The organism is Photorhabdus tasmaniensis (assembly GCF_011189505.1).
Taxonomy (GTDB): Bacteria; Pseudomonadota; Gammaproteobacteria; order Enterobacterales; family Enterobacteriaceae; genus Photorhabdus; species Photorhabdus tasmaniensis.
On record NZ_PUJU01000016.1, the window covers coordinates 59,450 to 84,103 of the forward strand.

Annotated in this window: 21 protein-coding genes and 1 pseudogene; 15 read left to right on the forward strand and 7 right to left on the reverse strand. The window is 42.0% G+C overall.

What is annotated here, in order from left to right; all coding sequences use genetic code 11:
* Positions 1-170: 170 nt before the first annotated feature.
* The 6 genes from C5471_RS09665 to kdsB all read left to right on the forward strand — a co-directional run bounded on the left by C5471_RS09665 (position 171) and on the right by kdsB (position 7,071).
* Entirely contained in the window at positions 171-2,507 is a 2,337-nt protein-coding gene (locus tag C5471_RS09665; protein WP_133814547.1) for a ComEC family protein, read from the forward strand.
* A 36-nt stretch (positions 2,508-2,543) separates the two neighbouring features.
* Positions 2,544-4,292, forward strand: a complete 1,749-nt coding sequence (gene msbA, locus C5471_RS09670) for a lipid A ABC transporter ATP-binding protein/permease MsbA (protein WP_133814548.1) — start codon at positions 2,544-2,546, stop codon at positions 4,290-4,292.
* Positions 4,289-5,284 (forward strand): tetraacyldisaccharide 4'-kinase, encoded by a 996-nt coding sequence (gene lpxK, locus C5471_RS09675; RefSeq protein WP_133814549.1) that lies wholly within the window; start codon positions 4,289-4,291, stop codon positions 5,282-5,284. Before msbA ends, lpxK begins: the two co-directional genes overlap by 4 nt.
* A gap of 392 nt (positions 5,285-5,676) precedes the next feature.
* Positions 5,677-5,892: a cold-shock protein gene (locus tag C5471_RS09680; RefSeq protein WP_133814550.1), complete on the forward strand. Its 216-nt coding sequence runs from the start codon at positions 5,677-5,679 to the stop codon at positions 5,890-5,892.
* A gap of 246 nt (positions 5,893-6,138) precedes the next feature.
* Complete coding sequence (locus C5471_RS09685; protein WP_133814551.1) at positions 6,139-6,318, forward strand: Trm112 family protein; 180 nt, start codon at positions 6,139-6,141, stop codon at positions 6,316-6,318.
* Between the two features lie 3 nt (positions 6,319-6,321).
* Entirely contained in the window at positions 6,322-7,071 is a 750-nt protein-coding gene (kdsB, locus tag C5471_RS09690; protein WP_133814552.1) for a 3-deoxy-manno-octulosonate cytidylyltransferase, read from the forward strand.
* Positions 7,072-7,151: 80 nt separating this feature from the next.
* Here the strand turns inward: kdsB and elyC are convergent, their stop codons facing one another.
* Positions 7,152-7,991, reverse strand: a complete 840-nt coding sequence (gene elyC / locus C5471_RS09695) for an envelope biogenesis factor ElyC (RefSeq protein ID WP_133814553.1) — start codon at positions 7,989-7,991, stop codon at positions 7,152-7,154.
* 153 nt (positions 7,992-8,144) lie between these two features.
* On the opposite strand from elyC, the gene cmoM reads away from it, so the two are divergent.
* From cmoM to C5471_RS23950, 8 genes and pseudogenes are all read left to right on the forward strand, one after another.
* On the forward strand, positions 8,145-8,930 hold the full coding sequence (cmoM, locus tag C5471_RS09700) for a tRNA uridine 5-oxyacetic acid(34) methyltransferase CmoM (RefSeq protein WP_133814554.1): 786 nt from the start codon (positions 8,145-8,147) through the stop codon (positions 8,928-8,930).
* A complete protein-coding gene (gene mukF, locus C5471_RS09705) occupies positions 8,927-10,249 on the forward strand; it encodes a chromosome partition protein MukF (protein ID WP_133814555.1) in 1,323 nt (440 codons plus the stop codon). The genes cmoM and mukF overlap by 4 nt, the downstream gene beginning before the upstream one ends.
* Positions 10,230-10,952 (forward strand): chromosome partition protein MukE, encoded by a 723-nt coding sequence (gene mukE / locus C5471_RS09710; protein ID WP_133814556.1) that lies wholly within the window; start codon positions 10,230-10,232, stop codon positions 10,950-10,952. The genes mukF and mukE overlap by 20 nt, the downstream gene beginning before the upstream one ends.
* Positions 10,949-15,397, forward strand: coding sequence for a chromosome partition protein MukB (gene mukB / locus C5471_RS09715; protein ID WP_133814557.1), 4,449 nt, complete (start codon positions 10,949-10,951; stop codon positions 15,395-15,397). Before mukE ends, mukB begins: the two co-directional genes overlap by 4 nt.
* Before the next feature lie 125 nt (positions 15,398-15,522).
* Positions 15,523-15,774, forward strand: a complete 252-nt coding sequence (locus C5471_RS09720; protein ID WP_133814558.1) for a type II toxin-antitoxin system prevent-host-death family antitoxin — start codon at positions 15,523-15,525, stop codon at positions 15,772-15,774.
* A complete protein-coding gene (locus C5471_RS09725; RefSeq protein WP_133814559.1) occupies positions 15,767-16,021 on the forward strand; it encodes a Txe/YoeB family addiction module toxin in 255 nt (84 codons plus the stop codon). Before C5471_RS09720 ends, C5471_RS09725 begins: the two co-directional genes overlap by 8 nt.
* A 166-nt stretch (positions 16,022-16,187) precedes the next feature.
* Positions 16,188-16,367, forward strand: a complete 180-nt coding sequence (locus C5471_RS09730; RefSeq protein WP_133814560.1) for a hypothetical protein — start codon at positions 16,188-16,190, stop codon at positions 16,365-16,367.
* A 12-nt stretch (positions 16,368-16,379) separates the two neighbouring features.
* Positions 16,380-16,511 (forward strand): annotated as a pseudogene (locus tag C5471_RS23950) (RNA-guided endonuclease InsQ/TnpB family protein); the annotation flags it as partial.
* 134 nt (positions 16,512-16,645) lie between these two features.
* Here C5471_RS23950 and C5471_RS09735 read toward each other — a convergent pair.
* A complete protein-coding gene (locus C5471_RS09735) occupies positions 16,646-17,536 on the reverse strand; it encodes an N-acyl homoserine lactonase (protein WP_133814561.1) in 891 nt (296 codons plus the stop codon).
* Between the two features lie 127 nt (positions 17,537-17,663).
* Positions 17,664-18,359: a helix-turn-helix transcriptional regulator gene (locus tag C5471_RS09740; RefSeq protein ID WP_133814562.1), complete on the reverse strand. Its 696-nt coding sequence runs from the start codon at positions 18,357-18,359 to the stop codon at positions 17,664-17,666.
* A 188-nt stretch (positions 18,360-18,547) separates the two neighbouring features.
* Between C5471_RS09740 and C5471_RS09745 the strand changes: the two genes are divergently transcribed.
* Complete coding sequence (locus C5471_RS09745; protein WP_133814563.1) at positions 18,548-19,417, forward strand: hypothetical protein; 870 nt, start codon at positions 18,548-18,550, stop codon at positions 19,415-19,417.
* Between the two features lie 230 nt (positions 19,418-19,647).
* Here C5471_RS09745 and C5471_RS09750 read toward each other — a convergent pair whose 3' ends face one another.
* The 4 genes from C5471_RS09750 to C5471_RS09765 all read right to left on the reverse strand — a co-directional run bounded on the left by C5471_RS09750 (position 19,648) and on the right by C5471_RS09765 (position 24,606).
* Positions 19,648-20,691 (reverse strand): fucose-binding lectin II, encoded by a 1,044-nt coding sequence (locus tag C5471_RS09750; protein WP_133814564.1) that lies wholly within the window; start codon positions 20,689-20,691, stop codon positions 19,648-19,650.
* Positions 20,692-20,753: 62 nt separating this feature from the next.
* Positions 20,754-21,545, reverse strand: a complete 792-nt coding sequence (locus C5471_RS09755) for a tail fiber protein (protein ID WP_133814565.1) — start codon at positions 21,543-21,545, stop codon at positions 20,754-20,756.
* Positions 21,546-22,310: 765 nt separating this feature from the next.
* The gene (locus tag C5471_RS09760) at positions 22,311-23,204 is read right to left on the reverse strand and encodes a hypothetical protein (protein WP_133814566.1); all 894 of its coding nucleotides are present in this window, start codon (positions 23,202-23,204) and stop codon (positions 22,311-22,313) included.
* A 406-nt stretch (positions 23,205-23,610) separates the two neighbouring features.
* Complete coding sequence (locus C5471_RS09765) at positions 23,611-24,606, reverse strand: hypothetical protein (RefSeq protein WP_133814567.1); 996 nt, start codon at positions 24,604-24,606, stop codon at positions 23,611-23,613.
* Positions 24,607-24,654: the final 48 nt, after the last annotated feature.

Sequence of the window (24,654 nt, forward strand, 5' to 3'; positions counted from 1 at the left end):
CAACGTATGACCATTTGCGAAGTTGATCGCATTTTTCTATGAAATTATTTTTAGCTTAAAATTAATCTGCGAAGGTGTTTGATAATTTTTCCGATGCCTCTGGCTGCCTTTTAAATAATAAGGAATACTTTGTTGGGTAAAATAAAAGAGTAAGGATGGGGTAAACAAGGATGTGGCTTGCAGTCTTGATAAACAGAATAACGATAAATTGGAAACAGCCTGTTCCGGTAATCAGCGTGAATCAGGCTGCGATAGCCATTATTGCCGGTATTATACCCTTGCTTTTTTTGCCTGAATTACCGCAAAAACAGCAAATTATTGCATTGATATTACTGGCTTTATTCTGTTTGTTTTTGCCATCTTGTCTTTGCCGGATGGTATCAATTTCGTTGCTGGCATTTCTTATTGGATGCTGGCAGGGGAATCATCTGCTGGAACAAATAATCTATTTCAGTGAGAAAGAGCACTTATCACGGGTCATTGTTGAAAGTTTGTCATTGGGTGATAAAGAAAGTGAAGGAAAAAACCGGGTTCTTCTGCGTATTATTGCAGATGAAAATAAAATTATTTTCCCGCCACTGTATATCTCTGCTTATTGGAATATTTCACCTGAATCTCTGTGTGCTGGTCAAAAATGGCGGCTAAAAATGAAATTACGGCCAGTTCATAGTCAGCTAAATCAAGCTGGTTATAATAGCCAGCGCAGGGCATTGGCTATCCGCCAGCCTCTAACAGGGAAAGTGATTCATGCTGAATTGATTAACGAGAAATGTAATTTACGCCAGCAACTGGTCACTAATATTGCTCCGGCTATGCGTGAGTTAAAACACAGTGGCATTGCAATGGCATTGGCATTCGGTGAGCGTCAATGGCTAAGTAAGGAGGATAATTTATTATTACAACAGACAGGTACTGCTCACCTTATGGCAATTTCAGGGTTGCATATTACCATTGCCAGCCTGTTTGGTTGGGGAATGGCAAGGGTATTGCAACTCTTCTTTCCTGTACGTTGGATAGGGCACAAATTCCCACTGATTACCGGCTGGATAGTGGCAATGAATTATGTCTGGCTATCGGGTTGGGGAATTCCGGCTATTCGTGCATTACTTGGCTTAACTCTCTGGCTCTATTTACGCTACAGAAATATCCTGTGTTTTCCTTGGCAGTGGGCATTGTGGACAGCGGCAATTATTCTCTTATTTGATCCCCTGACCGTGCTTTCTGATAGCTTCTGGCTCTCCTTCTTTGCTGTGATGGCTTTGATGTTCTGGTTCTACTGGGCACCGTTGACTGAACCATTTCGTTATGGTTGGAAGTGGCTATGGCTACGTGGGTTATATCTGCAAATGGGCATGATGCTGATGCTTATTCCCCTCCAGCTATTATTATTTCATGGCGTTAATTTTGCCGCTTTATTTGCTAACTTCTGGGCCGTACCAATCATCTCTTTTATCACTGTGCCATTGATTATGCTGGCATTAATAAGCACTTTTTGCCCTCTTATTCAGGCTTTATTATGGCAATTAGTCGATTACTCTGTGACCTTCTCTTTGATCCCTTTGCCAGTTTTACAACAGTCATGGCGTGAAACTGGCCGTTTTCCTCTACTAATCACATTTATTGCCTGGTTTAGTCTCATTATCTGGCGATTCGCCTGGTGGCAATCATACAAATTGCTGATTGGCATTTCTTTAGGGGTCATGCTCTGCTATCTGAGGCGCAATGAAGAATATCTATGGCGGTTTTCTATGCTGGATGTTGGGCATGGGCTGGCTGTTATCATTGAAAAAGAGGGCAAGGCGCTGATTTTTGATACCGGTAACCGTTGGGAAACCGGCAATATGGCTGAGAGGGTGATAATTCCTTATTTGCGTTGGCACAGATTAACGCCGGAGCAGATTATTATCAGTCATGATCACCTTGACCATACGGGCGGGTTGGCATTCTTACAACAGAAATATCCTGATATTACTGTCAGAAGTCCTTTAATTAACAGTGAACATCTTCCCTGTATACGCGGTGAACAGTGGCGCTGGCAGGGGTTGAGCTTCCGTGTATTATGGCCGCCGGCAAGATCATTACACGCGGGTAACAATGAATCCTGTGTTATTCGTGTAGATGATGGTCAATACAGCCTGCTTTTGACCGGGGATCTGGAAAAACAGGGGGAATATAAGCTGCTGGGAATAGAAAAAGAGCATTTAAGATCGACGATATTGCAAGTTCCACATCATGGTAGTAACACATCATCTACGGCCGCTTTTATTCGTACCGTGGCACCGCAATATGCATTGGCCTCTGTTGCACGCTATAGCCCGTGGCGGCTCCCTTCGGTCAAGGTGCAGCGGCGTTATCGTCAGGCCGGAGCAGAATGGCGTACTACCGCAGTGTCCGGGCAGATAACCGCTTATTTTTATGGCGATTATGTTGAAGTTATGGGCTACAGGCAACAAATTATGTCACGTTGGTATCATCAGTGGTTTGGTATTCGTGGTGATCATGAGTAGAATAACCCGCTATTTCTTTTTGGTGTTGGTAACTCAATAATGAATGATAAAGACCTTTCTACCTGGCAGACCTTTCGCCGACTATGGCCAATCATCGTTCCGTTTAAGATTGGGCTAATAGTTGCTGCGGTTGCACTGATCATCAATGCTGCCGGTGATACATTAATGCTTTCATTGCTTAAGCCTTTACTTGATGAGGGTTTCGGCAAAGCAAGCAATGATGTACTGAAATGGATGCCAATGGTTGTCATTGCTTTGATGATTATGCGTGGGTTATCCGGGTTTGTATCAAGTTACTGTATCTCCTGGGTCTCCGGTAAGGTGGTTATGCAGATGCGCCGTCGTCTGTTCAGCCATATGATGGGGATGCCGGTATCCTTTTTTGATCAGCAATCTACCGGGACTTTGCTTTCCCGAATTACTTATGATTCTGAGCAGGTGGCCTCCTCCTCCTCTAGCGCACTGATTACCGTTGTCAGGGAAGGGGCATCAATCCTCGGTCTGTTTATCCTGATGTTCTACTATAGCTGGCAGCTATCTCTGATCCTGATTGTCATTGCCCCAATTGTGTCAATAGTTATTCGCGTGGTATCGGGTCGGTTTCGCAGTATCAGCAAAAGTATGCAAAACAGCATGGGGCAAGTTACCTCCAGTGCGGAGCAGATGCTGAAAGGGCACAAAGAAGTGCTGATTTTCGGCGGGCAGAAAGTAGAAACTGAGCGCTTTAATCACGTCAGTAACCGTATGCGTCAGCAAGGCATGAAGATGGTTTCCGCTTCATCAATTTCTGATCCGATTATTCAGCTTATTGCTTCGTTTGCTTTGGCTTTTGTACTGTACGCGGCAAGCTTTCCGGATATTATGGAAACACTGACCGCCGGTAAAATTACCGTCGTATTCTCATCAATGATTGCGCTGATGCGTCCATTGAAATCGTTGACTAATGTTAACGCACAATTCCAGCGTGGTATGGCTGCCTGTCAGACGCTGTTTGCTATTCTGGATATGGAACAGGAAAAAGATGACGGCAAATTGGAACTTAAGAAAGCGAAAGGGGATATTGAGTTCCGTGATGTCTCTTTCTGCTACCCGACCAAAGAACTGCCAGCGTTACAAAATATTTCCATGTATATCCCGGCCGGAAAAACGGTTGCTTTGGTAGGGCGATCGGGTTCTGGTAAATCCACAATAGCCAATTTAATGACCCGTTTTTATGATATCAACGCAGGCAGTATTTTGCTTGATGAGCATGATTTACGGCAATATACCCTTTCTTCTTTGCGTAGCCAGGTGGCTCTGGTATCGCAGAATGTCCATTTATTTAATGACACGGTAGCGAACAATATTGCTTATGCCAGTGAAAACCAATACAACCGCGAAGAGATTGAGAAGGCGGCTGAGATGGCCTATGCAATGGACTTCATCAGGAAGTTGGATAACGGCCTGGATACCATGATCGGTGAAAATGGTGTTCTGCTTTCAGGGGGGCAGCGTCAGCGTATTGCTATCGCGCGTGCCTTATTGCGTGATTCTCCGATTCTGATTCTTGATGAGGCGACTTCAGCATTGGATACGGAATCTGAGCGGGCAATTCAGGCTGCGTTGGATGAATTGCAGAAAAACAGAACTTCACTGGTTATCGCCCATCGTCTTTCAACTATTGAAAAAGCGGATGAAATTCTGGTTATTGAAGACGGGCATATTGTTGAACGAGGTAACCATCTCTCTTTGCTGGAGAACAATGGGGTTTACTCACAACTACATCGGATGCAATTTGGGCAATGATTGAACGCATATGGTCAGGCCGTTCATGGCTTTATTGGCTGTTATTACCTTTTTCAGCCCTTTATGGGCTGATAAGTGGCTTACGGCGATTGAGTTATAACGCAGGGTTGAGTCAATCCTGGAAAGCGCCTGTACCTGTTGTGGTGGTGGGTAATCTGACTGCCGGAGGTAATGGAAAAACTCCGGTTGTTATCTGGCTGGTGGAACAGTTGCAGAAAAAAGGTTACCGGGTTGGTGTTGTGTCCCGTGGCTATGGCGGTAAAGCAAAAAATTATCCTTTGTTGGTGACTGACAAGATCACTACGGCTCAGGCTGGTGATGAACCTGTGTTGATCCATCGTCGTACTGGCGCACCTGTGGCGGTTGCGCCAAAACGGGTTGAAGCAGTAAAAGCGTTACTGGCAGATACGCCATTGGATATTATCGTGACTGACGATGGTCTACAGCATTATGCTTTGCAACGGGATTTTGAAATTGTGGTCATTGATGGCGTACGCCGTTTTGGTAATGGCTGGTGGCTTCCGGCTGGTCCAATGCGTGAGTTATCCGGGCGGTTGAATAGGGTTAATGCCGTTATTACCAACGGTGGTACTCCTCAATCAGGCGAATTATCAATGACATTAACCGGCAGGCTGGCGGTGAATATGGTCAGCGGTGAAAAACGGCCAGTGAATCGCATACCTCATGCTATTGCTATGGCAGGAATCGGGCATCCACCACGGTTCTTTGCTACCCTGCAACAGCTGGGGGCTGACGTGCAAAAAGAGTATGCATTTGCCGATCATCAAATGTACACCGAAGAGCAATTGAGTCATCTGGCTGAGACAAACCAGAATTTACTCATGACGGAAAAAGATGCCGTTAAGTGCTTTAAATTTGCCCGGACAAATTGGTGGTATTTACCGGTAGATGCCCAATTACCACAGGAAAAAGGGCAGGCAATGCTGAATGAAATAGGTTCATTATTGGAAGCAAATAAAAAGTTTAAGTAAATTTCACAGTTGAACTAAAGCAGCCCAATGTGAGCTGATAGCGAGTAAGGAGGCTGTTCTATCTGCTTCCTTATCAAGCCGTTCTTCTCTTACCAATTCATAAAATTTCAGTCATTATTCCAGATTTATTTGATTTTTTATCATTGTTAAATGATATTAAAACGATGCATTGTAGATGAACAACCGTTGTATGAACTTGGTTCAGTCATCGGCAATATCGGCAGGATACTTGTTGTTTGTATCCATGACTTAAACAAATGTGCTACTCGAATTAAGTGTATTTTAACGTATTGAAACTGAGACGAGGTTCTATTCGAAAACTTAATCAAGGGTAAAAAACATCAAAAACAATAAATTGAATTATTGTGAGATGAACAAATGGGGGATTTATCATGACATTACAATTAAAGATGGGCCGAGTGAAATGGTTTGATGAGAATAAAGGATATGGTTTTATTTCTCCACAAGATGGGGGACAAGACATATTGGTCAGAAGAAAAGCGATTGCTAATACAAAAAGCAAATCACTCACAGAAGGGCAAAATGTAGAATTTTCAATTACTCGCAACGGTTATAGCTTAATTGCAACCGATGTCATTGCATTTTAAGACTTCATCTCATTAGATTATTTTATTTGTCGCTCTTTATGATTAAAGAGAGAGCTAAATCGACTCTCAGACAAAAGCATAACATCTACTGAGATGGTTCTGAACCTTCGCATTTCCTCTATCTGGATTCTGGTGAATGAGATTGGGAAAAGGATCGAAAGATCAAATAACAAGAGTTAACGGTGACACCAGGCTTATGTTATTCTGAGCCGCATCAAATGAAAGCTCCATAACTGGAGGATGTATATGGATCACCGTTTACTCGAAATTATTGCTTGCCCTGTATGTAACGGCAAGCTCAGTTACGATAAAGAGAATTCTGAACTTATCTGTAAGTTGGATCGACTGGCATTCCCTGTACGTGATGGTATTCCCGTTCTGTTAGACCACGAAGCTCGTGAATTACCTCTGGATGAGGGAAAATAAGGTATGTTCACCGTTATTATTCCTGCCCGCTTTGCTTCTACTCGTTTACCCGGTAAACCATTAGCTGATATTCATGGTAAGCCAATGATTGTGCGGGTTATGGAGCGCGCCATGCGTTCCGGTGCTGAACGGGTTATTGTGGCAACTGATAATCACGATGTTGCTGATGCGGTTGTGGCTGCGGGTGGTGAGGCTTGTCTGACCAATGAGAATCATCATTCTGGTACTGAGCGGTTAGCAGAAGTTATTGAAAAATATCAACTCTCCGATGATGAGATTATTGTCAATGTTCAGGGTGATGAACCATTAATTCCTGAAGAAATTATTCAACAAGTCGCAGCGAATCTGGCGGCTTGCCAGGCTGGCATGGCAACGTTGGCGGTGAAAATCTGTGACGCGGAAGAAGCCTTTAACCCCAATGCGGTGAAAGTAGTGATGGATAAACAGGGCTATGCACTCTATTTCTCCAGAGCGACGATCCCCTGGGAACGTGACCGTTTTATGCAATCACGGAACATGATTGGTGATAATTTCCTGCGCCATATTGGTATTTATGCCTACCGCGCGGGTTTTATCCGTCGTTATGTGCAATGGGAGCCAAGCCCGTTAGAGCAAATTGAAATGCTGGAACAATTGCGGGTACTTTGGTACGGCGAGAAGATCCATGTTGGTATTGCACTAAAAGCGCCGGGAGCGGGGGTTGATACGCCAGAAGATTTAGCTGCGGTCAGGAAAGTTTTTGCTGAAATCTAATGACTTATTTGAGCTCATTTTTGGGTTAACGAAAGCGTGTCATGTTATTACTATTTGCGCCTTCGTTTCTCCATGTTATTTCAAGGCGTGGTTTGCGGATCATTTACCGGTTGAGCATGTTCTGATGTTTGTGGGTGCTCTGAACTTTTCGATGGTTTAATACGTTGCCAGATAGTACCTAAAGTTTCATACCATACTCGTTCTGAATGAGACAGAAAGTAAGCGGATGGCAGGTATTTTTCCCAGGGATGTAAAGAGGACGTGATCGCCAATTGATTTGCCGGGCCGGGAATAGGGTTCAATCCACGTTGTTTAAAGAAAGTTATTGCCCGCTGCATATGATTGGCGGAAGTGACCAAAATAAAAGAGCGCTTGCCAATCAATTTTTCAACTTCATGTGCTTCTTGTTCTGTATCCATGGGTTTTGTCAGTGCGATAGTATCTTCTGCGGGCACTCCCAGAGATTGTGCTACTATAGCGGCGACTTCCGCGTTGCTTTTAGTATTCACTCCCTGACCACCGGTAAAGACCATTTTAGCGCCGGGGTTGAGGCGATATAAACGGATGCCTTCTGTTACCCGCGGCAAACTGTTGTTGAACAGGTTTGAACTGGGTGCCCAATTTGGGTTATAAGTGAAGCCACCACCAAGAACGACGATATAATCAACCGGTGGATTGATATTACCGGGATCAGGTTGGTAGGCTTTAGCGTAAACCGATTCCAATGGTAACAGTAGCTTATCGGCAACGGGGTGCAGACTGAGCAGAAGCAGAGCAAGCCAACTGAACGTCAGAACCGTTTTCCCTGTTTTTTGCCAACGGGTAAACCACAACAGGCATAAGGCAGCAAGTGAAATCAGTAATATTAATGGCAGAGGCATTACCATTGCACCAAGGTACTTTTTAAATAAAAATAGCATTTATTTGCCTTAATTTGATTGAATTATAGCCATGTGGCCCACGATTTGTAGTCAAAAGTGGTTATGTCAATGAATGCTGTGCCAAAATAGCAGCTGGCATAATGAAATCTCAACAGATAAATCAGATCTATTCCATTAGTGAGGCAGTTTTTCATGCGGGATCGCAATTTCGATGATATTGCAGACAAATTCTCTCGTAATATTTACGGCACAACCAAAGGTAAAATCAGGCAAGCCGTTGTCTGGCAGGATATCAGCGAATTACTGGCTCAATTACCACGACGTCCACTACGTATTTTAGATGCGGGTGGCGGTGAAGGGAATATGGCATGTCAATTAGCTGAACTGGGTCATCAGGTGATACTTTGCGATTTATCAGAAGAAATGATCCAACGGGCAAAGTTGACTGCCAAAGAAAAAGGTGTCAGTCAAAATATGCAATTTATACCAAGCCCGGTACAGGAAATTAACCAATATATAGAACAGCCGGTAGATCTGGTATTGTTTCATGCAGTACTGGAATGGATTACCGATCAGAAATATGCAATAGAAGTATTAACGAATATCATTAATCCTGGCGGTGCTCTGTCTTTAATGTTTTACAATGCCAATGGCTTGGTCATGCGAAATGCCATTTTAGGTAATTTTCATTTGGCGACACCCAATATGCCGCGTCGCAGAAAACGTTCACTGTCTCCTCAGAATCCGTTGGTGCCTGAACAGGTATATCAATGGCTTGATGAATTAAATATGGTGATTACCGGTAAAACCGGTGTACGTGTTTTTCACGACTATTTGCAAAGTCGCCAATTACAGCGCGAAAACTTTCCGGCGTTGCTGGAATTAGAGCAGCGTTATTGCCGACAGGAGCCTTATATCAGTTTGGGGCGTTACATTCATGTAATGGCACGCAAGCCAGCATTAAAGGATGTATTATGAGTGAATATTCCCAGACTATCCCGGAACTGGTGTCTTGGGCCAGGAAAAATGATTTTTCCATCTCCTTGCCGGTGGAAAGGCTGGCTTTTCTGATGGCTATCTCGGTATTAAACAGCGAGCGTCTTGATGGTGAGATGAGCGAAGGGGAGCTGATTGATGCTTTTCGTGAAGTTTGCAAAGGATTCGAACAAACTGCGGAATCCGTCGCGGCACGGGCTAACAATGCCATCAATGACATGGTGCGCCAGAAACTGCTTAACCGTTTTACCAGTGAGCTGGCTGATGGCAACGCAATCTATCGCTTAACACCGCTTGGCATCAGTATCAGTGACTATTACATTCGCCAGCGGGAATTTTCTACCTTACGCCTCTCTATGCAGCTTTCGATTGTGGCGAATGAGCTGCACCGGGCAGCAGAGGCAGCGGAAGAAGGGGGCGATGAATTTCATTGGCATCGCAACGTCTTTGCGCCGCTGAAATATTCCGTTGCGGAAATCTTCGATAGCATTGATATGTCCCAACGCCTGATGGACGAACAGCAAAACTTCGTTAAAGAAGATATCGCGGCGTTGCTGAATCAAGACTGGCAAGCCGCGATTGCCAACTGTGAACAGCTATTATCAGAAACATCAGGGACATTGCGGGAGCTGCAAGACACACTGGAAGCGGCCGGAGATAAACTACAGGCCAATTTGCTGCGTATTCAGGATGCGAATATGGGCAGTGGCGGATCAGAGCTGGTTGATAAACTGGTATTTGATCTGCAAAGCAAACTGGACCGTATTATCAGTTGGGGTCAGCAGGCAATTGACTTATGGATTGGCTACGACCGCCACGTTCACAAATTTATCCGTACCGCGATTGATATGGATAAAAACCGTATTTTCTCTCAGCGCTTACGTCAATCAGTGCAACACTATTTTGATAACCCGTGGACCCTCACCGTTGCCAACGCAGAGCGTTTACTGGATATGCGTGATCAAGAACTGGCGTTACGTAATGAAGAAGTGACCGGCGAACTGCCGTCAGAACTGGAATATGAAGAATTCAGTGAAATAAACGAGCAACTGGCAGCGATGATTGAAAAAGCCCTGTTGGTATATCAGCAGGAACAACGCCCACTGGATTTGGGGGCGGTGCTAAGAGACTACCTTGCTCAACATCCGCTTCCCCGTCACTTTGATGTGGCGCGTATTTTGGTGGATCAGGCTGTGCGGTTGGGTATTGCAGAAGCGGATTTCTCTGGGTTGCCAGCGGAATGGTTAGCGATTAATGATTACGGAGCCAAGGTACAGGCACATGTCATCGACACATATTGAACAATTTATGCCGATTAAACTGGCACAGGCGTTAGCCAATTCACTTTTCCCGGAACTGGACAGCCAGCTTCGCGCGGGCCGTCATATCGGGATAGATGATCTTGATAATCATGCTTTTCTGATGGATTTTCAGGAGCAATTGGAAGAATTTTACGCCCGCTATAATGTGGAGTTGATCCGTGCACCGGAAGGCTTCTTCTATCTGCGGCCTCGTTCAACCACATTGATCCCGCGTTCGGTATTATCAGAGCTGGATATGATGGTAGGTAAAATCCTCTGTTATCTCTATCTCAGCCCGGAACGGCTGGCTAATCAGGGGATTTTTACCTCTCAGGAATTGTATGAAGAACTGCTCTCACTGGCTGATGAGGGCAAACTGATGAAGTTTGTCAACCAGCGTTCTTCCGGTTCGGATCTGGATAAACAGAAATTACAGGAAAAAATGCGCACGACGCTGAACCGCCTGCGCCGTTTGGGCATGGTCTATTTCCTGCCCAATGACAACAACAAATTTACCATCACCGAGGCGGTATTCCGTTTTGGTGCTGATGTACGCAGTGGCGACGATCCTCGTGAAGTACAACTGAGGATGATCCGTGATGGTGAGGCAATGCCGGTTGAAGGCAGCTTGTCGCTTGATGACAGTGAAAATGATGAAACACCGGATAAATCAGTAGAGGGTGCGGGAGATGAACAACCATGATTGAACGCGGTAAATTTCGTTCGCTGACGCTGGTTAACTGGAATGGTTTTTTTGCCAGAACTTTTGATCTTGATGAACTGGTGACCACCTTATCAGGTGGCAATGGCGCGGGTAAATCCACCACTATGGCGGCATTTGTCACAGCGCTTATTCCTGATTTAACGCTGCTCCATTTCCGTAACACCACCGAAGCCGGTGCCACTTCCGGTTCCCGTGATAAAGGATTACACGGTAAATTACGCGCGGGAGTCTGTTACTCAACCCTGGATGTAATTAACTCTCGTCATCAGCGGGTGGTGGCTGGGGTGAGATTGCAACAAGTGGCGGGCCGTGACCGAAAAGTTGATATCAAACCTTTTATGATCCAAGGGCTGCCGACGGCTATCCAGCCGACTCAATTACTGACTGAAAATGTGGGTGAAAGACAGGCGCGTGTATTGCCGCTGAATGAACTGAAAGATCGCCTTGATGAAATGGAAGGCGTGCAGTTCAAACAATTTAACTCCATCACGGATTATCATGCGCAGATGTTTGATTTGGGCGTGATCCCCAAACGCCTGCGTTCAGCCGGTGATCGCAGTAAATTCTATCGCTTGATCGAAGCTTCCCTGTACGGTGGTATCTCCAGTGCGATTACCCGCTCCCTGCGCGATTACCTGTTGCCGGAAAACAGCGGTGTCCGCAAGGCATTTCAGGATATGGAAGCCGCATTGCGTGAAAACCGCATAACGCTGGAAGCTATTCGGGTAACCCAATCTGATCGCGATCTGTTCAAACATTTGATCACCGAAGCAACTTCTTATGTTTCTGCTGACTATATGCGTCATGCCAATGAGCGCCGTACTCATCTGGATGAAGCGTTAGCATTGCGTGGTGAACTGTTTGGCAGCCATAAACAACTGGCAACTGAGCGGTATCGCCATGTTGAAATGGCCCGTGAGCTGGCTGAACAGAGTGGTGCCTCTTCCGATTTGGAGGCGGATCATCAGGCGGCCAGTGACCACTTGAACTTGGTGCAGACCGCTATGCGCCAGCAGGAAAAAATCGACCGTTATCAGGTGGATCTGGAAGAGCTGTCTTACCGTTTGGAGGAACAAACAGACGTTGTCGAAGAAGCAGGAGAGCTTCAGGCTGAATATGAAGCCAGAGCGGAAGCGGCGGAACAGGAAGTGGATGAACTGAAAAGCCAGTTGGCGGATTACCAGCAGGCACTGGATGTTCAGCAAACCCGGGCTATTCAATATCAACAGGCATTACAAGCGCTGGAACGCGCCCGTGAGCTTTGCCGGTTACCGGATCTTTGTGTTGATAACGCAGAAGCGTGGCTGTCAACCTTTCAGGCTAAAGAGCAGCAGGCGACAGAATCCTTGTTGGCGCTGGAGCAGAAATTAAGTGTTGCGGACGCGGCGCATCATCAGTTCGAACAGGCATATCAACTGGTTAAAAATATCGTTGGCGAAACCAGCCGCAGTGAAGCATGGCAGAGTGCCCGCGAATTGCTGCGTGACTGGCCGTCACAGCGACACTTGGCGGATCGGGTGCAGCCATTGCGGATGCGGTTGTCTGAACTGGAACAGCGGCTGAACAACCAGCAGAACGCAGAGCGTTTATTGAGCGAATTTTGTCAGCGCCAGGGGCGTCAGTATCAGGCTGAAGATCTGGAAGCGTTGCAAAATGAACTTGAAGCCCGGCAAGAAGCGTTGAGCCTGAGCGTCAATGAAAGCGGTGAACGCCGCATAGAGATGCGTCAGGAACTTGAACAACTGAAACAAAAAATTCAGTCACTGACGGCCCGCGCACCGGTCTGGCTGGCGGCGCAGGATACCCTGAACCAACTGTGTGAACAGAGTGGTGAAACGTTGGCAAGCAGCAATGACGTGACGGAATATATGCAGCAGCTGCTTGAGCGTGAGCGTGAAGCCACGGTAGAGCGTGATGAAGTTGCGGCGCAAAAACGTGAGCTGGAACAACAGATTGAGCGCCTCAGCCAACCAAGCGGCGCGGAAGACAGCCGGATGATTGCGTTGGCAGAACGTTTCGGCGGGGTTTTGCTGTCAGAAATTTATGACGATATCACCATTGATGATGCGCCGTATTTCTCGGCCCTGTATGGACCGGCGCGTCACGGCATTGTGGTGCCGGATCTTTCTCTGGTCCGTCCGCATCTTGAAACGCTGGAAGATTGTCCGGAAGATCTCTACTTAATTGAAGGGGATCCACAATCCTTTGATGACAGCGTATTTAATGCCGAAGAGCAGACCAATGCAGTGCTGGTTAAATCGTCTGACCGCCAATGGCGTTACTCCCGTTACCCTGAATTGCCGCTGTTTGGTCGTGCTGCCAGAGAAAACCGTTTAGAAGCCTTGAATCTGGAGCGTGATGCCTTGGCAGAGCGTTATGCCACGCTCTCGTTTGATGTACAGAAAATACAGCGTGCTCATCAGGCGTACAGTCAGTTTGTTGGTAAACATCTGTCTGTTGCATTTGATACCGATCCGGAAGCCGAAATCCGTGAACGGAGACAGCGTCACACGGAACTGGAACGTGAAGTGTCCCGGTTTGAAGATCAGACTCAACAGCAGCGCCAGCAGTATGCACAGGCGAAAGAAAGCCTGACGACATTAAACCGTCTGATCCCTCAAATCAGTCTGTTATTGGATGAAACTTTAATTGATCGCGTAGAAGAAGTGCGCGAAGAGCTGGACGAAGCGCAGGAAGCGGCGCGTTTCCTGCAACAACATGGTTCGGCGCTGACGAAACTGGAACCTATGGTTGCGGTTTTGCAAAGCGATCCACAGCAACATGAACAGTTACAGCAGGATTATGAAACCGCCAAACACAGTCAGCATCAGGCTAAACAACAGGCTTTCGCGCTGGTGGAAGTGGTACAGCGGCGTGCGCATTTCAGCTACAGTGATTCTGCGGGTATGCTCAGTGAAAATGTGGATCTGAATGACAAACTGCGTCGGCGTCTGGAACATGCGGAATCGGATCGCAGCCGTGCCCGCGAACAACTGCGTCAACAGCAAGCGCAGTATTCCCAATTTAATCAGGTGCTGGCATCCCTGAAAAGCTCTTACGAAACCAAGCAGGATATGCTGAAAGAGTTGCAACAGGAGATGAAAGATATCGGTGTTCAGGCGGATGCGAATGCTGAAATTCGTGCCCGCGAGCGTCGTGATCGACTGCATGAAGCACTCAGCGTTAACCGTTCCAGAGTCAATCAGCTTGAGAAGCAGATCGCCTTCTGTGAAGCGGAAATGGAAAGCGTGCAGAAAAAACTGCGTAAACTGGAACGCGATTATCATCAGATCCGTGAACAAGTGGTTTCGGCTAAAGCGGGTTGGTGCGCGGTAATGCGCATGGTGAAAGACAATGGTGTTGAGCGTCGTTTGCATCGTCGTGAGCTGGCTTATATGGAGGGTGGTGCGTTACGTTCCATGTCGGATAAAGCGTTGGGTGCGTTGCGTCTGGCGGTGGCTGATAACGAACATCTGCGTGATGCGCTGCGTTTGTCGGAAGATCCCAAACGGCCTGAACGTAAAGTACAATTCTTTATTGCCGTTTATCAACATCTGCGTGAACGCATTCGTCAGGATATTATCCGTACTGACGATCCGGTTGACGCGATTGAACAGATGGAAATTGAGCTGGCCCGTCTGACGGAAGAGCTGACGGCCCGTGAACAGAAATTAGCGATTAGCTCGAAGAGTGTAGCGAATATTATCCGCAAAACCATTCAGCGTGAGCAGAACCGAATCCGCATGCTGAACCAAGGGCTGCAAGCTGTTTCCTTCGGACAAGTCCGTGGTGTGCGGTTAAATGTGAATGTGCGTGAAAGCCATGCAATATTGCTGGATGTACTTTCTGAACAGCAGGAACAACATCAGGACCTGTTTAACAGCCAGCGATTGACCTTCTCTGAGGCAATGGCAAAACTTTATCAACGCCTGAATCCGCAGGTGGATATGGGGCAGCGCTTGCCGCAAACCATCGGCGAAGAGTTGTTGGATTACCGTAACTACTTGGAACTGGATGTTGAAGTTAACCGCGGATCGGATGGCTGGTTGAAAGCAGAGAGTGGGGCGCTGTCTACCGGTGAAGCGATCGGTACCGGCATGTCGATATTGGTGATGGTGGTACAGAGTTGGGAAGAAGAGTCCCGCCGTCTGCGTGGTAAAGATATCTCACCTTGTCGGTTGCTATTCCTCGATGAAGCGGCGCGTCTGGATGCTAAATCCATTGCCACTCTATTTGAACTCTGCGAACGACTGCAAATGCAGTTGATTATCGCTGCCCCGGAAAATATCAGCCCTGAAAAAGGGACCACCTATAAACTGGTGCGTAAGGTGTTTAAAAACCACGAACATGTGCATGTGGTTGGGCTGCGAGGATTTGGACAGGATGCCCCGGCAACTCAATTAATTTCAGATGCTACTGCTTAATTAAATGGATGGCTTGCGATAGTCATAAAAATAAAGAGAGTATGCCACGGATGGCGCATAGATATTTATTCTGAGATTGTATCGTTATTAGATTCGGTATTATTAACACGAGAAAAGGATATATTATGCGGAGGACAACATATAGTGTTGCAAAGGCAAATCTTGCTTCTATTATGGATCAAGCTGTTCAGGATTGTGTACTAATATTGATCACCAGACAAAATGGTGGAGATTGTGTCATTATTTCGAGTGCGGAATATGCAAGCCTTGAAGAGACCGCCTATCTGCTACGTTCACCGGCTAACGCTAAGCATTTGCTCAAATCATTAGAGCAGGTGAGTAATGGAAATTCACAAGAAAGACAGTTAGATGTATAAGATCTTTACTGATGAACCCTGGCAAGATTATCTTTACTGGCAACAAAATGATAAGAGGCTCGTTAAGCGGATTAATGAGCTTCTTAAAGATATAGAAAGTACGCCATTTCGAGGTTTTGGTAAACCTGAGCCATTGAAACATAATCTCACGGGCTATTGGTCACGTCGTATTACTGATGAGCATAGGTTGATCTATAAAGTGGAAGATGAGCGGACGATCATTCTTTCTTGTCGGTATCATTATTAATGGGATAGGACCTTATATTTTTCGTCTGAAATTATTTGTAAATTTTTAGCAAGGAATTATAAACAGGATCTTTAGCAGCAACCTGTTATTTTAGATAGAAAAAAGGCTTTATTTATGATCTGATAATTGTCGCCAAACAAAATACCGAGAGTAGAGAATAAAGCCGATGACAATTATCTCCACAAAACCTCAGTTAATACAATTCTTCAGCGACACTTTTCTTGAAAAACCCGCCCGTAGCTGTGGCTTTATGGAGCGACTCAGAAATATTGGGCCACCGTCTCTGGTTCTCAGTCTGATAGCCGCGTTGAGCAAAGGAAGCTGCACAGTCGCTTCAGCCCATTGAAGGTAGCAGTTGAATGCCATAATAAACGGCGCTCGTAATATTTTAGCGGCAGGACATGCTGTGCTTATCTGTGGAGAAGGAACGGTACAGTCAAGCCGTCCGGTGAAGCAGGAACCTACCGAAATGATTCAGACTCCGGTCTGAACATAGTAAGAATCCTCGCCCTCCTTTGGGGGGCGAGGATGTCAAAGTGGAGTTCTGTTTCATCACAAAGAGCGAAGTTGGATTACAGGTAAGCTCAGTATGAAAAATAGAGCTCGCAGTAATCCAATAATTGTTTATGACTTAATAACTTGATCTTCAATATTAAATTTGAATAATGCATCCTCATTTAAAGTTCTTGGTAATAGCATTTTAACAATAGGCAAAAATTTACCTGTTGCGTTTTTATAATCACGCTGATCTTTTTGTGCATCAACTAAACCTGAATTTTCTGAATAAAAAAGGGCTTCAATAGGTAATTTATTAGGATCACTTTCTTTCCAGGTTGAAATTCTGATTTCATTCTGTTTTGGTGGAGTATTAGGAGTACGTGGAAGTTTTTTGATACTTTCTAACATTTGATAGAAAGCTATAGCTGGATTATTTACATCTTTCGTAACATTAAATCCACATTGAAAAAGATCTTGAGAGTTTACTTTCCTATAATTTTTTATCCAATCATCGGAATTCATCACATTTTGTTCTTGGCAAGGTTTACCTTTACCTTTCGCCTTAGTAATATTTTCACCACAACCTTGATTCGCTCTCTCATTTGTATAACCATCAATAGGAAATGCACACAATACAGAAAAATCGACTCTATCTTTAGGTGCTATATTTTCAGGGAAAACAATAAATCCATTTCTATATCCATAAGCTAAGCGTTTAAACTTAGCATCTTTCCTTAAATATGAAAAAGAAACACCACCACTTTTTATAGATGATGGGCTAGGTTGCCAAAATTTATAATCATTTGAATGTGTAGTGCCCCGCAATATAACTCCAGAGCAAAGGAAAGCAGGTGATTGAGTATCACCACAATCTTTAACGGTATTATTATATTGTTGGGTTAATGTATTAGCAATATCATTTTGTACATCGGTTTCATTTCCCGTTTGCGTGAAAGCAAAAGTATTTGCTGAAAAAAAGGCAATACTAAGGAGCAAACCTACGATAGGCTTTTTCATAAAATCCTCACTTAATTTAAATTAAAGTATGTTAATTGAAATTAAATTGTTTCTTATTCACTTCCTGGTAGAGTTTTTCATTATTTTTTTATATCACAACTATCAGATTTGATAGTAAAACAAGGCTTCATAATTCTATTTGGCCATTTTCAATGGCCTTTATTATGGCTGCACCTCTAGAGTTAACATTAAATTTTTCTCTAATTCTTTTAAAATGAAAATTAATATTTGCTTCTGAGCAATTCAGTATGCGTGATATTTCCCATGTTGTTTTTCCAATTAAATACCAAGAGCAAACTTCTTTTTCTCTTTCACTTAATTTAATATTGTTTTTTTTGTTTTTTAAAATAATTAAATAATGTAGTATTATATCTCTTAATGCCATTAATTGATTGAAATTTCTATTTATTGTCCTTATATAACCCTCTTCTTTGCAACAAAAAGATAAAGTTAAAATGCCAAACTCATGATTAATACCATGCATAGGAAAAGATATGCCATGGTTTATTCCATAATCTTTAATTTTATGGAAAAAAAGTGATTTTTTTTCTAGTTTGTTGCAATCCCATATGAAAGGGATAGTGTTTTTTATGCAATATTCAAAAACGGGATTGTTATTGATATATTTTTCTTTTTGATATTTTAAGGCTAATTGATCATTATTGGTAATGAAATTTCCCTCTTTAATATTATTTTTAGTTGAAGAGTAAAAGAGAGAGTACCATTCTATATCAGTAATAGATTGAATGGTTTTAATAACAAAATGAAGATCATTAAACTCCTCAACAACACAATCCGAATAAAATTCATATAAATTAATCATAATTTAACCTGGGTATTGTTAAATATCTCAAAACATTAATATTAAGCCTAGTCCAATAATTGATTAGAACAACTATCAAATTTGATAGTTGTGATATAAAAAAAATAATGAAAAACTCTACCCGGAAGTGAATAAGAAACAATTTAATTTCAATTAGAATACTTTAATTTAAATTAAGTGAGGATTTTATGAAAAAGCCTATCGTAGGTTTGCTCCTTAGTATTGCCTTTTTTTCAGCAAATACTTTTGCTTTCACGCAAACGGGAAATGAAACCGAGGTACAAAATGATATTGCGAATATATTAACCCAACAATATAATAATACCGCTAAAGATTGTGGTGATGCTCAATCACCTGCTTTTCTTTGCTCTGGAGTTTTGATGAGAGGGACTCGGCCTGGATTTAAATTTTGGAAGTTAAATCCATCTTCTATAAAAAACAATGGAGTTTCTTTTTCATATTTAAGAAAAGATGCTAAATTTGGCAATACATTTGCTAGCGTTAATGGTTTTATTCTTTTTCCTGAACAAATGGCCCCTGAAGATAAGGTTAAAGTTCCTGTATTATGCTCCTATGTTATTGATGCAAATACTTGGGGGCGTCAGGGAAATTACTGTGGTGCACCGCCTAAACCTTCAGATGGGAAATCATGCCAAGATTTTGGTGTTTTCACCGCTCATCAATTAAATAAGGCTATTGTAAGAAAGTCTGCATGGGGAGTCTGTGCATTTGATGTTAGACCGACGGCTAAAGATCCAGCAGATGCTTTTTATCAAACATTACTTGCAATGCCTTATCATGGTAATGGTTTAAATTATAATGAGATAGTCGTTCAACCTTGGGATGAAAATAAGCCACAAACAGTACCTATTGAAGCCCTTTTTTATTCAAACGGTGCAGGTTTAATTAATGCACAAAAAGATCAACGTGATTATAAAGATGCAACAGGTAAATTTTTACCTATTGTTAAAATCGAATTACCTAAAGGTGCAAATGTAAAACAGGCAACAGATGCTGTATTTGCATTTAACCCTAAAGATCAAGTTGTGAGTCAGTAGTATAATATTTTAGTTATACTCTATGGATTTCAAGATGCATCGCGGTGGTAAAGGAGCGAATCCCCGGGAGCATGGATAACTATGTGACCGGGGTGAGCGAGTTTACTTAAATCATTAGAGCAGATAAGTGGTGGGAGTTTGCAAGAAAGAGAGTCAGATAAATAAATGTTTTAATAAAGAAAAAGCGCCAAGAATGGCGCAATTATTATTAGAAACCGAGAGTTTTTAGTTTATGTCAGCGGCCAATTCAAGAACACCACACTATCATTGTAATTATCATTGGTACCATTTTCAGCGCTGATAATAGCGGTTCCCGGTTTGCCATCAAATATATTATCGAAATAACGCAGCTTGCATGGTTTGCCATCCCCCTCAATTTCAATACAGATTTTGCCTGTACCTGATGTGTAGGCTTTAGTCGCCATGAGATTATTTTGTCCTTTACCGGTTAATGTATCGACCAGAAGATTATCAATATATACTTTTACAGTTTGCGAAATATTTGTATTAGCGTAGGCTGTCAGGCCAAATCGAATGCTGTGAGGTAACTGGAAACAATATTTACCTGTGTCATTAGTACCACATGTTCCATTACAGACTTTACTATTGCCTCCACTATTTTCTCGGTGACTGCCTAATAAATCGGTATCGACCGATACAGCTGCTTGAACATTTTTGAAGGTTAACCCTCTCCAACCATTATTATCGCTGGAGATGATGATAGGCCCGGTATCAAGTGCATTTAGATTTGGGTCGAACCGAATAAAAGAATCACCTTTGAAAAAATAAATAAAATTTCCATCGATATCTGGCCATGAAATAGTAGCATCCAGATTGCTACTAAATTTTTCATATTCCTCTGTCATTCCCCACCGGTCTGAAATAGTATTGATCTTAATTGTGTGTAAATCGATGGTGTAATCTATACAATGTCTGCCTTTAAAGAAACAGACGGTGTTGGTGGTCAATTCTATGGCTGCATCTATTCCATTTTCAAGTTCTGTTCCTTTTAATCCAGGCCAGCCATCTATAATGAAGTTTGGGCCATCAACGACCTGTGCTTTCTCGATATCGAATTTAAGATATAGTGAACCTTTAAAAAAATATAAAAAGCCATTTAAATTAATAATATCGTCAATATATCTTTGGAACCCAGCAGGCAGGTTGGGCCAATCTTTACTGATGGGTTGGGGATAATCCATGTATGTATTTAAACATTGATTATTGAACTTAATGTTCTCTTCATTTAGGAAGAAATAACTAGATATATTCATTGTTATGTATCCTTTGTGGTTAGAAAATAAGAGATAATTTAAATCTTTTTGGTGAAATGGAATTAAAGTTTCATAATAAAAGCTAATAAATAATAAGGTGGAATAATATCAACACTATGATCATGTGCAAGAGACGATGCCGTTGCCGGGTGGTTATGTCCTTGTCCTTCTCCTGTGTTTGATGTGTTGGCATAAATATTATATCCTAGTGTAGGTTTCTGCCATATTGAGCTATCACGGCTATTATCTATTTGAAATTCGGTTCGGGGATAATAGCTATAACCATATTTCATTCCAGCCCAGAAGCAATAAGTCATACCCCCAATATGTTTATGACTAGGTATTTGTGATACTGTTAATGTTGTATTTCCCACAGTAACATTGACCGAAACCGCAGTTGATGTTGTATTCTTGGAAAAGCTTTTTTCGGTGCCACTACCATTAGCTTTACTACTGCTTTGCCCTGTCTCAGAAAGAGTTTCACCACACATGACAAAACGGCTTCTTAAATCTGGTGTTCCGTTATTACCATCACAAAAAGCCCAGCCGGTAGGAGCATCCTCACCGGAGAACATCATAATCATTCCTTTTGGTAGTACATTATCGGGATCAATACTGATGCCGCTACTGTCTACTTTAATACCATTACCCGCTTTTACATTTAATCCATCTTTATCCGCTGTTAAGCCGCCGTCAGGGTTAATTTTTATTGCCTGTGTATAGTCATCACCCGGTTTTAACGCTGAATTTGGATTATCAGTCCGACTGGGTGTTTTACCAACTGTATGGTGATCCATAGTATTGGTATTCTCTGTATTGGATTCTGAAGTGGGCCAGTTATATTCTTTTTCCATTTTTATCACCTTATATATGATATTGAGTTGTTTTGTTAAACAATGAAGTTTATGATTTTTTCCTTTATTTACTATTTACATTTAAAATATAAAAAACTTTTATTGCTTTTTTTTCATTAGTTTTGATTCAAGGGTATAGCTACCGCAATAACATGATTTATAGATGTTATTATTTATATTCAAAAATTTATCCAATAGTTATTTAAATAATTCTCTGTGAAACAAAATAATTATGGGAGATAAGTGTTTAGACGCAACATCAATTAATAATAGTGACTGTTAAATGTTTAGTGGGTTGATTATATTAATAAATAAAACAGTTATGGTTTGGAGAATAATTTTAGATTATTTTTTGCAATATTTAAATAAAATATCTATGGAGATAGAAATAGAGAGCAGTGGGATTTATTATTTATTTGTTACGATCGCCAGCTATAGTTTAGATTAACAAGGATATTCCAATTTTTCTTAATATTATTAAGAGTGATTTGACGGTTGGGGTTAAAATTATATTCTACTGTAGGTAGTTAAGAGAGGAATAGGAAAATGGCACTGCATAATGTATTTAAGTCAGATAGATAAGTATCCCTACATTATTAGGAATAGAATTTAATGTTTTGAAATTGCAGAGAGTGCGCCACAGGTGGCGCAAAATTATTTGGTCTGGCTTGATGTTGTATTATTATTGGCTACCCATTGGTTGGGCATTATTAATACGAAAAAATATTATACGAAATACGACATATAAAGACGAGTTAATCTCTTTTATTCCTTTGGACCAGGCATTTTATGCCAGGTGTTTGTGCCTTTCTTTTTATATGAAGTGATATAACCTAGGGGAATAGGGGTAATAAATGTCAGCTCTTCCGTACGCGCGGGCATCATTGCGACGAATTCTGATTGTTGAAGAGTTTGATGGCTCATCAAAAATTCGGGATAATTAATTCCTCTTTTATCTTGTCTGATTTCCTGACCAATAGTTTCTCTACTCATCTCCTGCGGTCTTAGTCCAGGAATTTCCATCTTGTACAGGTAGGCAGCGTGTCCCCCATATCCACCACAATCTGTATTTATTCCTGTGGATACGTAGTTCTGATTTGGACTCCTGACATGTCCTACCATATGCGCTGATGGCCCATCGCTAATAAATGCCTCCGTCAATGCGCTCTTAATCTCGGTAACATGCTTTTTTGACCATGGATAAAATCCACCTGCGGCTACAATTTTTTCAGGATCCCGATTATCGCCTCTAAAAATAATGACATCTTTTTGATCTGTCAGTTCTAATTCATGTTTGCCAACGGATAAAGTTGAAGATGTTATGTCATTAAAGCTTGATGTTAATAATGTTTCAGAATCTATAGTGGAAGAGGTTGATTGATTAGCTGCTGATGTTGAACTTTCCGCAGTTGTAATAGCCGGCAGTTTTTTTCCCTGTAATGATTTTGGCTTTGGTTTTGGCTCTGGTTTATTCATATTGACAGAAGAACTGCTTGATGAAGAGGGCATCGCAAATTGGGAAGAGGATTTTTTGGTGTCGGAGAATCCTCTTTCACTCAACATCTTTATACGTTCACTTATTGTTAGTTTACGCTCAAAATTATCAGTTTGTGATGAGCTTTCTTTTTGCTTTTCATCTTTGTTAGATTCGTTTTCCATATTATCACCTATTTGTTTTGAGTAAGAATGATATTGTGAGTAAATAATTATATTAATAGCTTATATTTAATTCAATAGTCTTACTCTACCGCGCAATGTTGTATATTTTCATTTTTTTATTTAACTGCCTGTATTTAATGGGTGAATCACAAAATAGCTATTTTGATTGAAATGTATTTTCAGATATGTCTTATTTTTCAATAAATATCTTGTCAAAATAATAATCTGATTAATCAGAAAAATAATAAAATAGATGGATTTAAAAAATAAATTATGATTGGGAATGGGAAAATAGGGTGCAGCATTGCTACGTCCCAGATATTTTCCCTGATTTGGTAGGATGAAGTGCTTGTGGTTAAATGGTGATGTTTTTGTATTTTAAACGGTTTTCATTATCCTTGCATAATTAACTATCTCTATTCTCTGATGAAAGTTTTAATACTTGTTTATTAATGCTATTAATTCTGATTTCTATTTTATTTCTTGCCCTTGCTAATGTATCTAAGGTTAATTTCTCTCCCTTTATTTTAGCAGAAAACCCGGAAAGACTCATTCCATCATCTCCATAGTTTTTACGTATAAATGTGACTGCATCAGAATGGCTTTCATGGAGAACTTCACGGATACTATTGGTGAAATCTAATATATGTCTGGCTTTATCATCGTTCAATCCTGCTAATGCTTTATGGTGTGATATGGCCAGTTCAGCAAGTTTATAGGCAGGAATTTTTGCCGGGGATATTCTACCGACAATTTGTGACGTTATTAAACCACCAGTAGTCACTTTTAGATTGTCTTTATTGCCGATCTTCTTCTTTATTGCTTTCAAGATAGGGTTTTTATTGTAATTATTGATATCAAATATCATGTTTCTTGTTTTAGGATAAGGGTGTGCGATTTCCAATTTCTCATTTAATTTTTCAATCGCTGTGTCATTAAGATAATTTAATCCTGTTCCGGCTAATGCGCCAATACCCATGCCTGTCAGAGTGCCAATACCCGGTGCTATAGCACTGCCTATGGCTCCGCCAATAGCGCCACCAGCTATACTTCCTCCGGTATTTAATAGGGTTTGTAATGCAGTCGTCCCTATATTTTTAGCCATATTACTTCCGGCAGATTCAGGGGAGTCCATTGATTTTAAGGTCCAGTCTAATTGTTTTAAATGACCTTTAACCACAACCATCCATTTGTAATATTCGGAAATGTTCTCTTTCCAAAATGTATATTCATTAATTTGGTCTGAACTAACAGAATTATTTCCCCTCATGTGATCTAAATCTAATCCCATACCTAGCGACGTGCTGCCTATATTACTCTCATCATGTTCAGTCTGTATTGAAGATCTTTTAATGTTATTCTCTGAATGTTTGGCATTTTCACTGTGTTTTTTGTTTGGCATATTACCACCTTTTTATTTATCCAGGGTAAGTTCATAAATTAAGATATT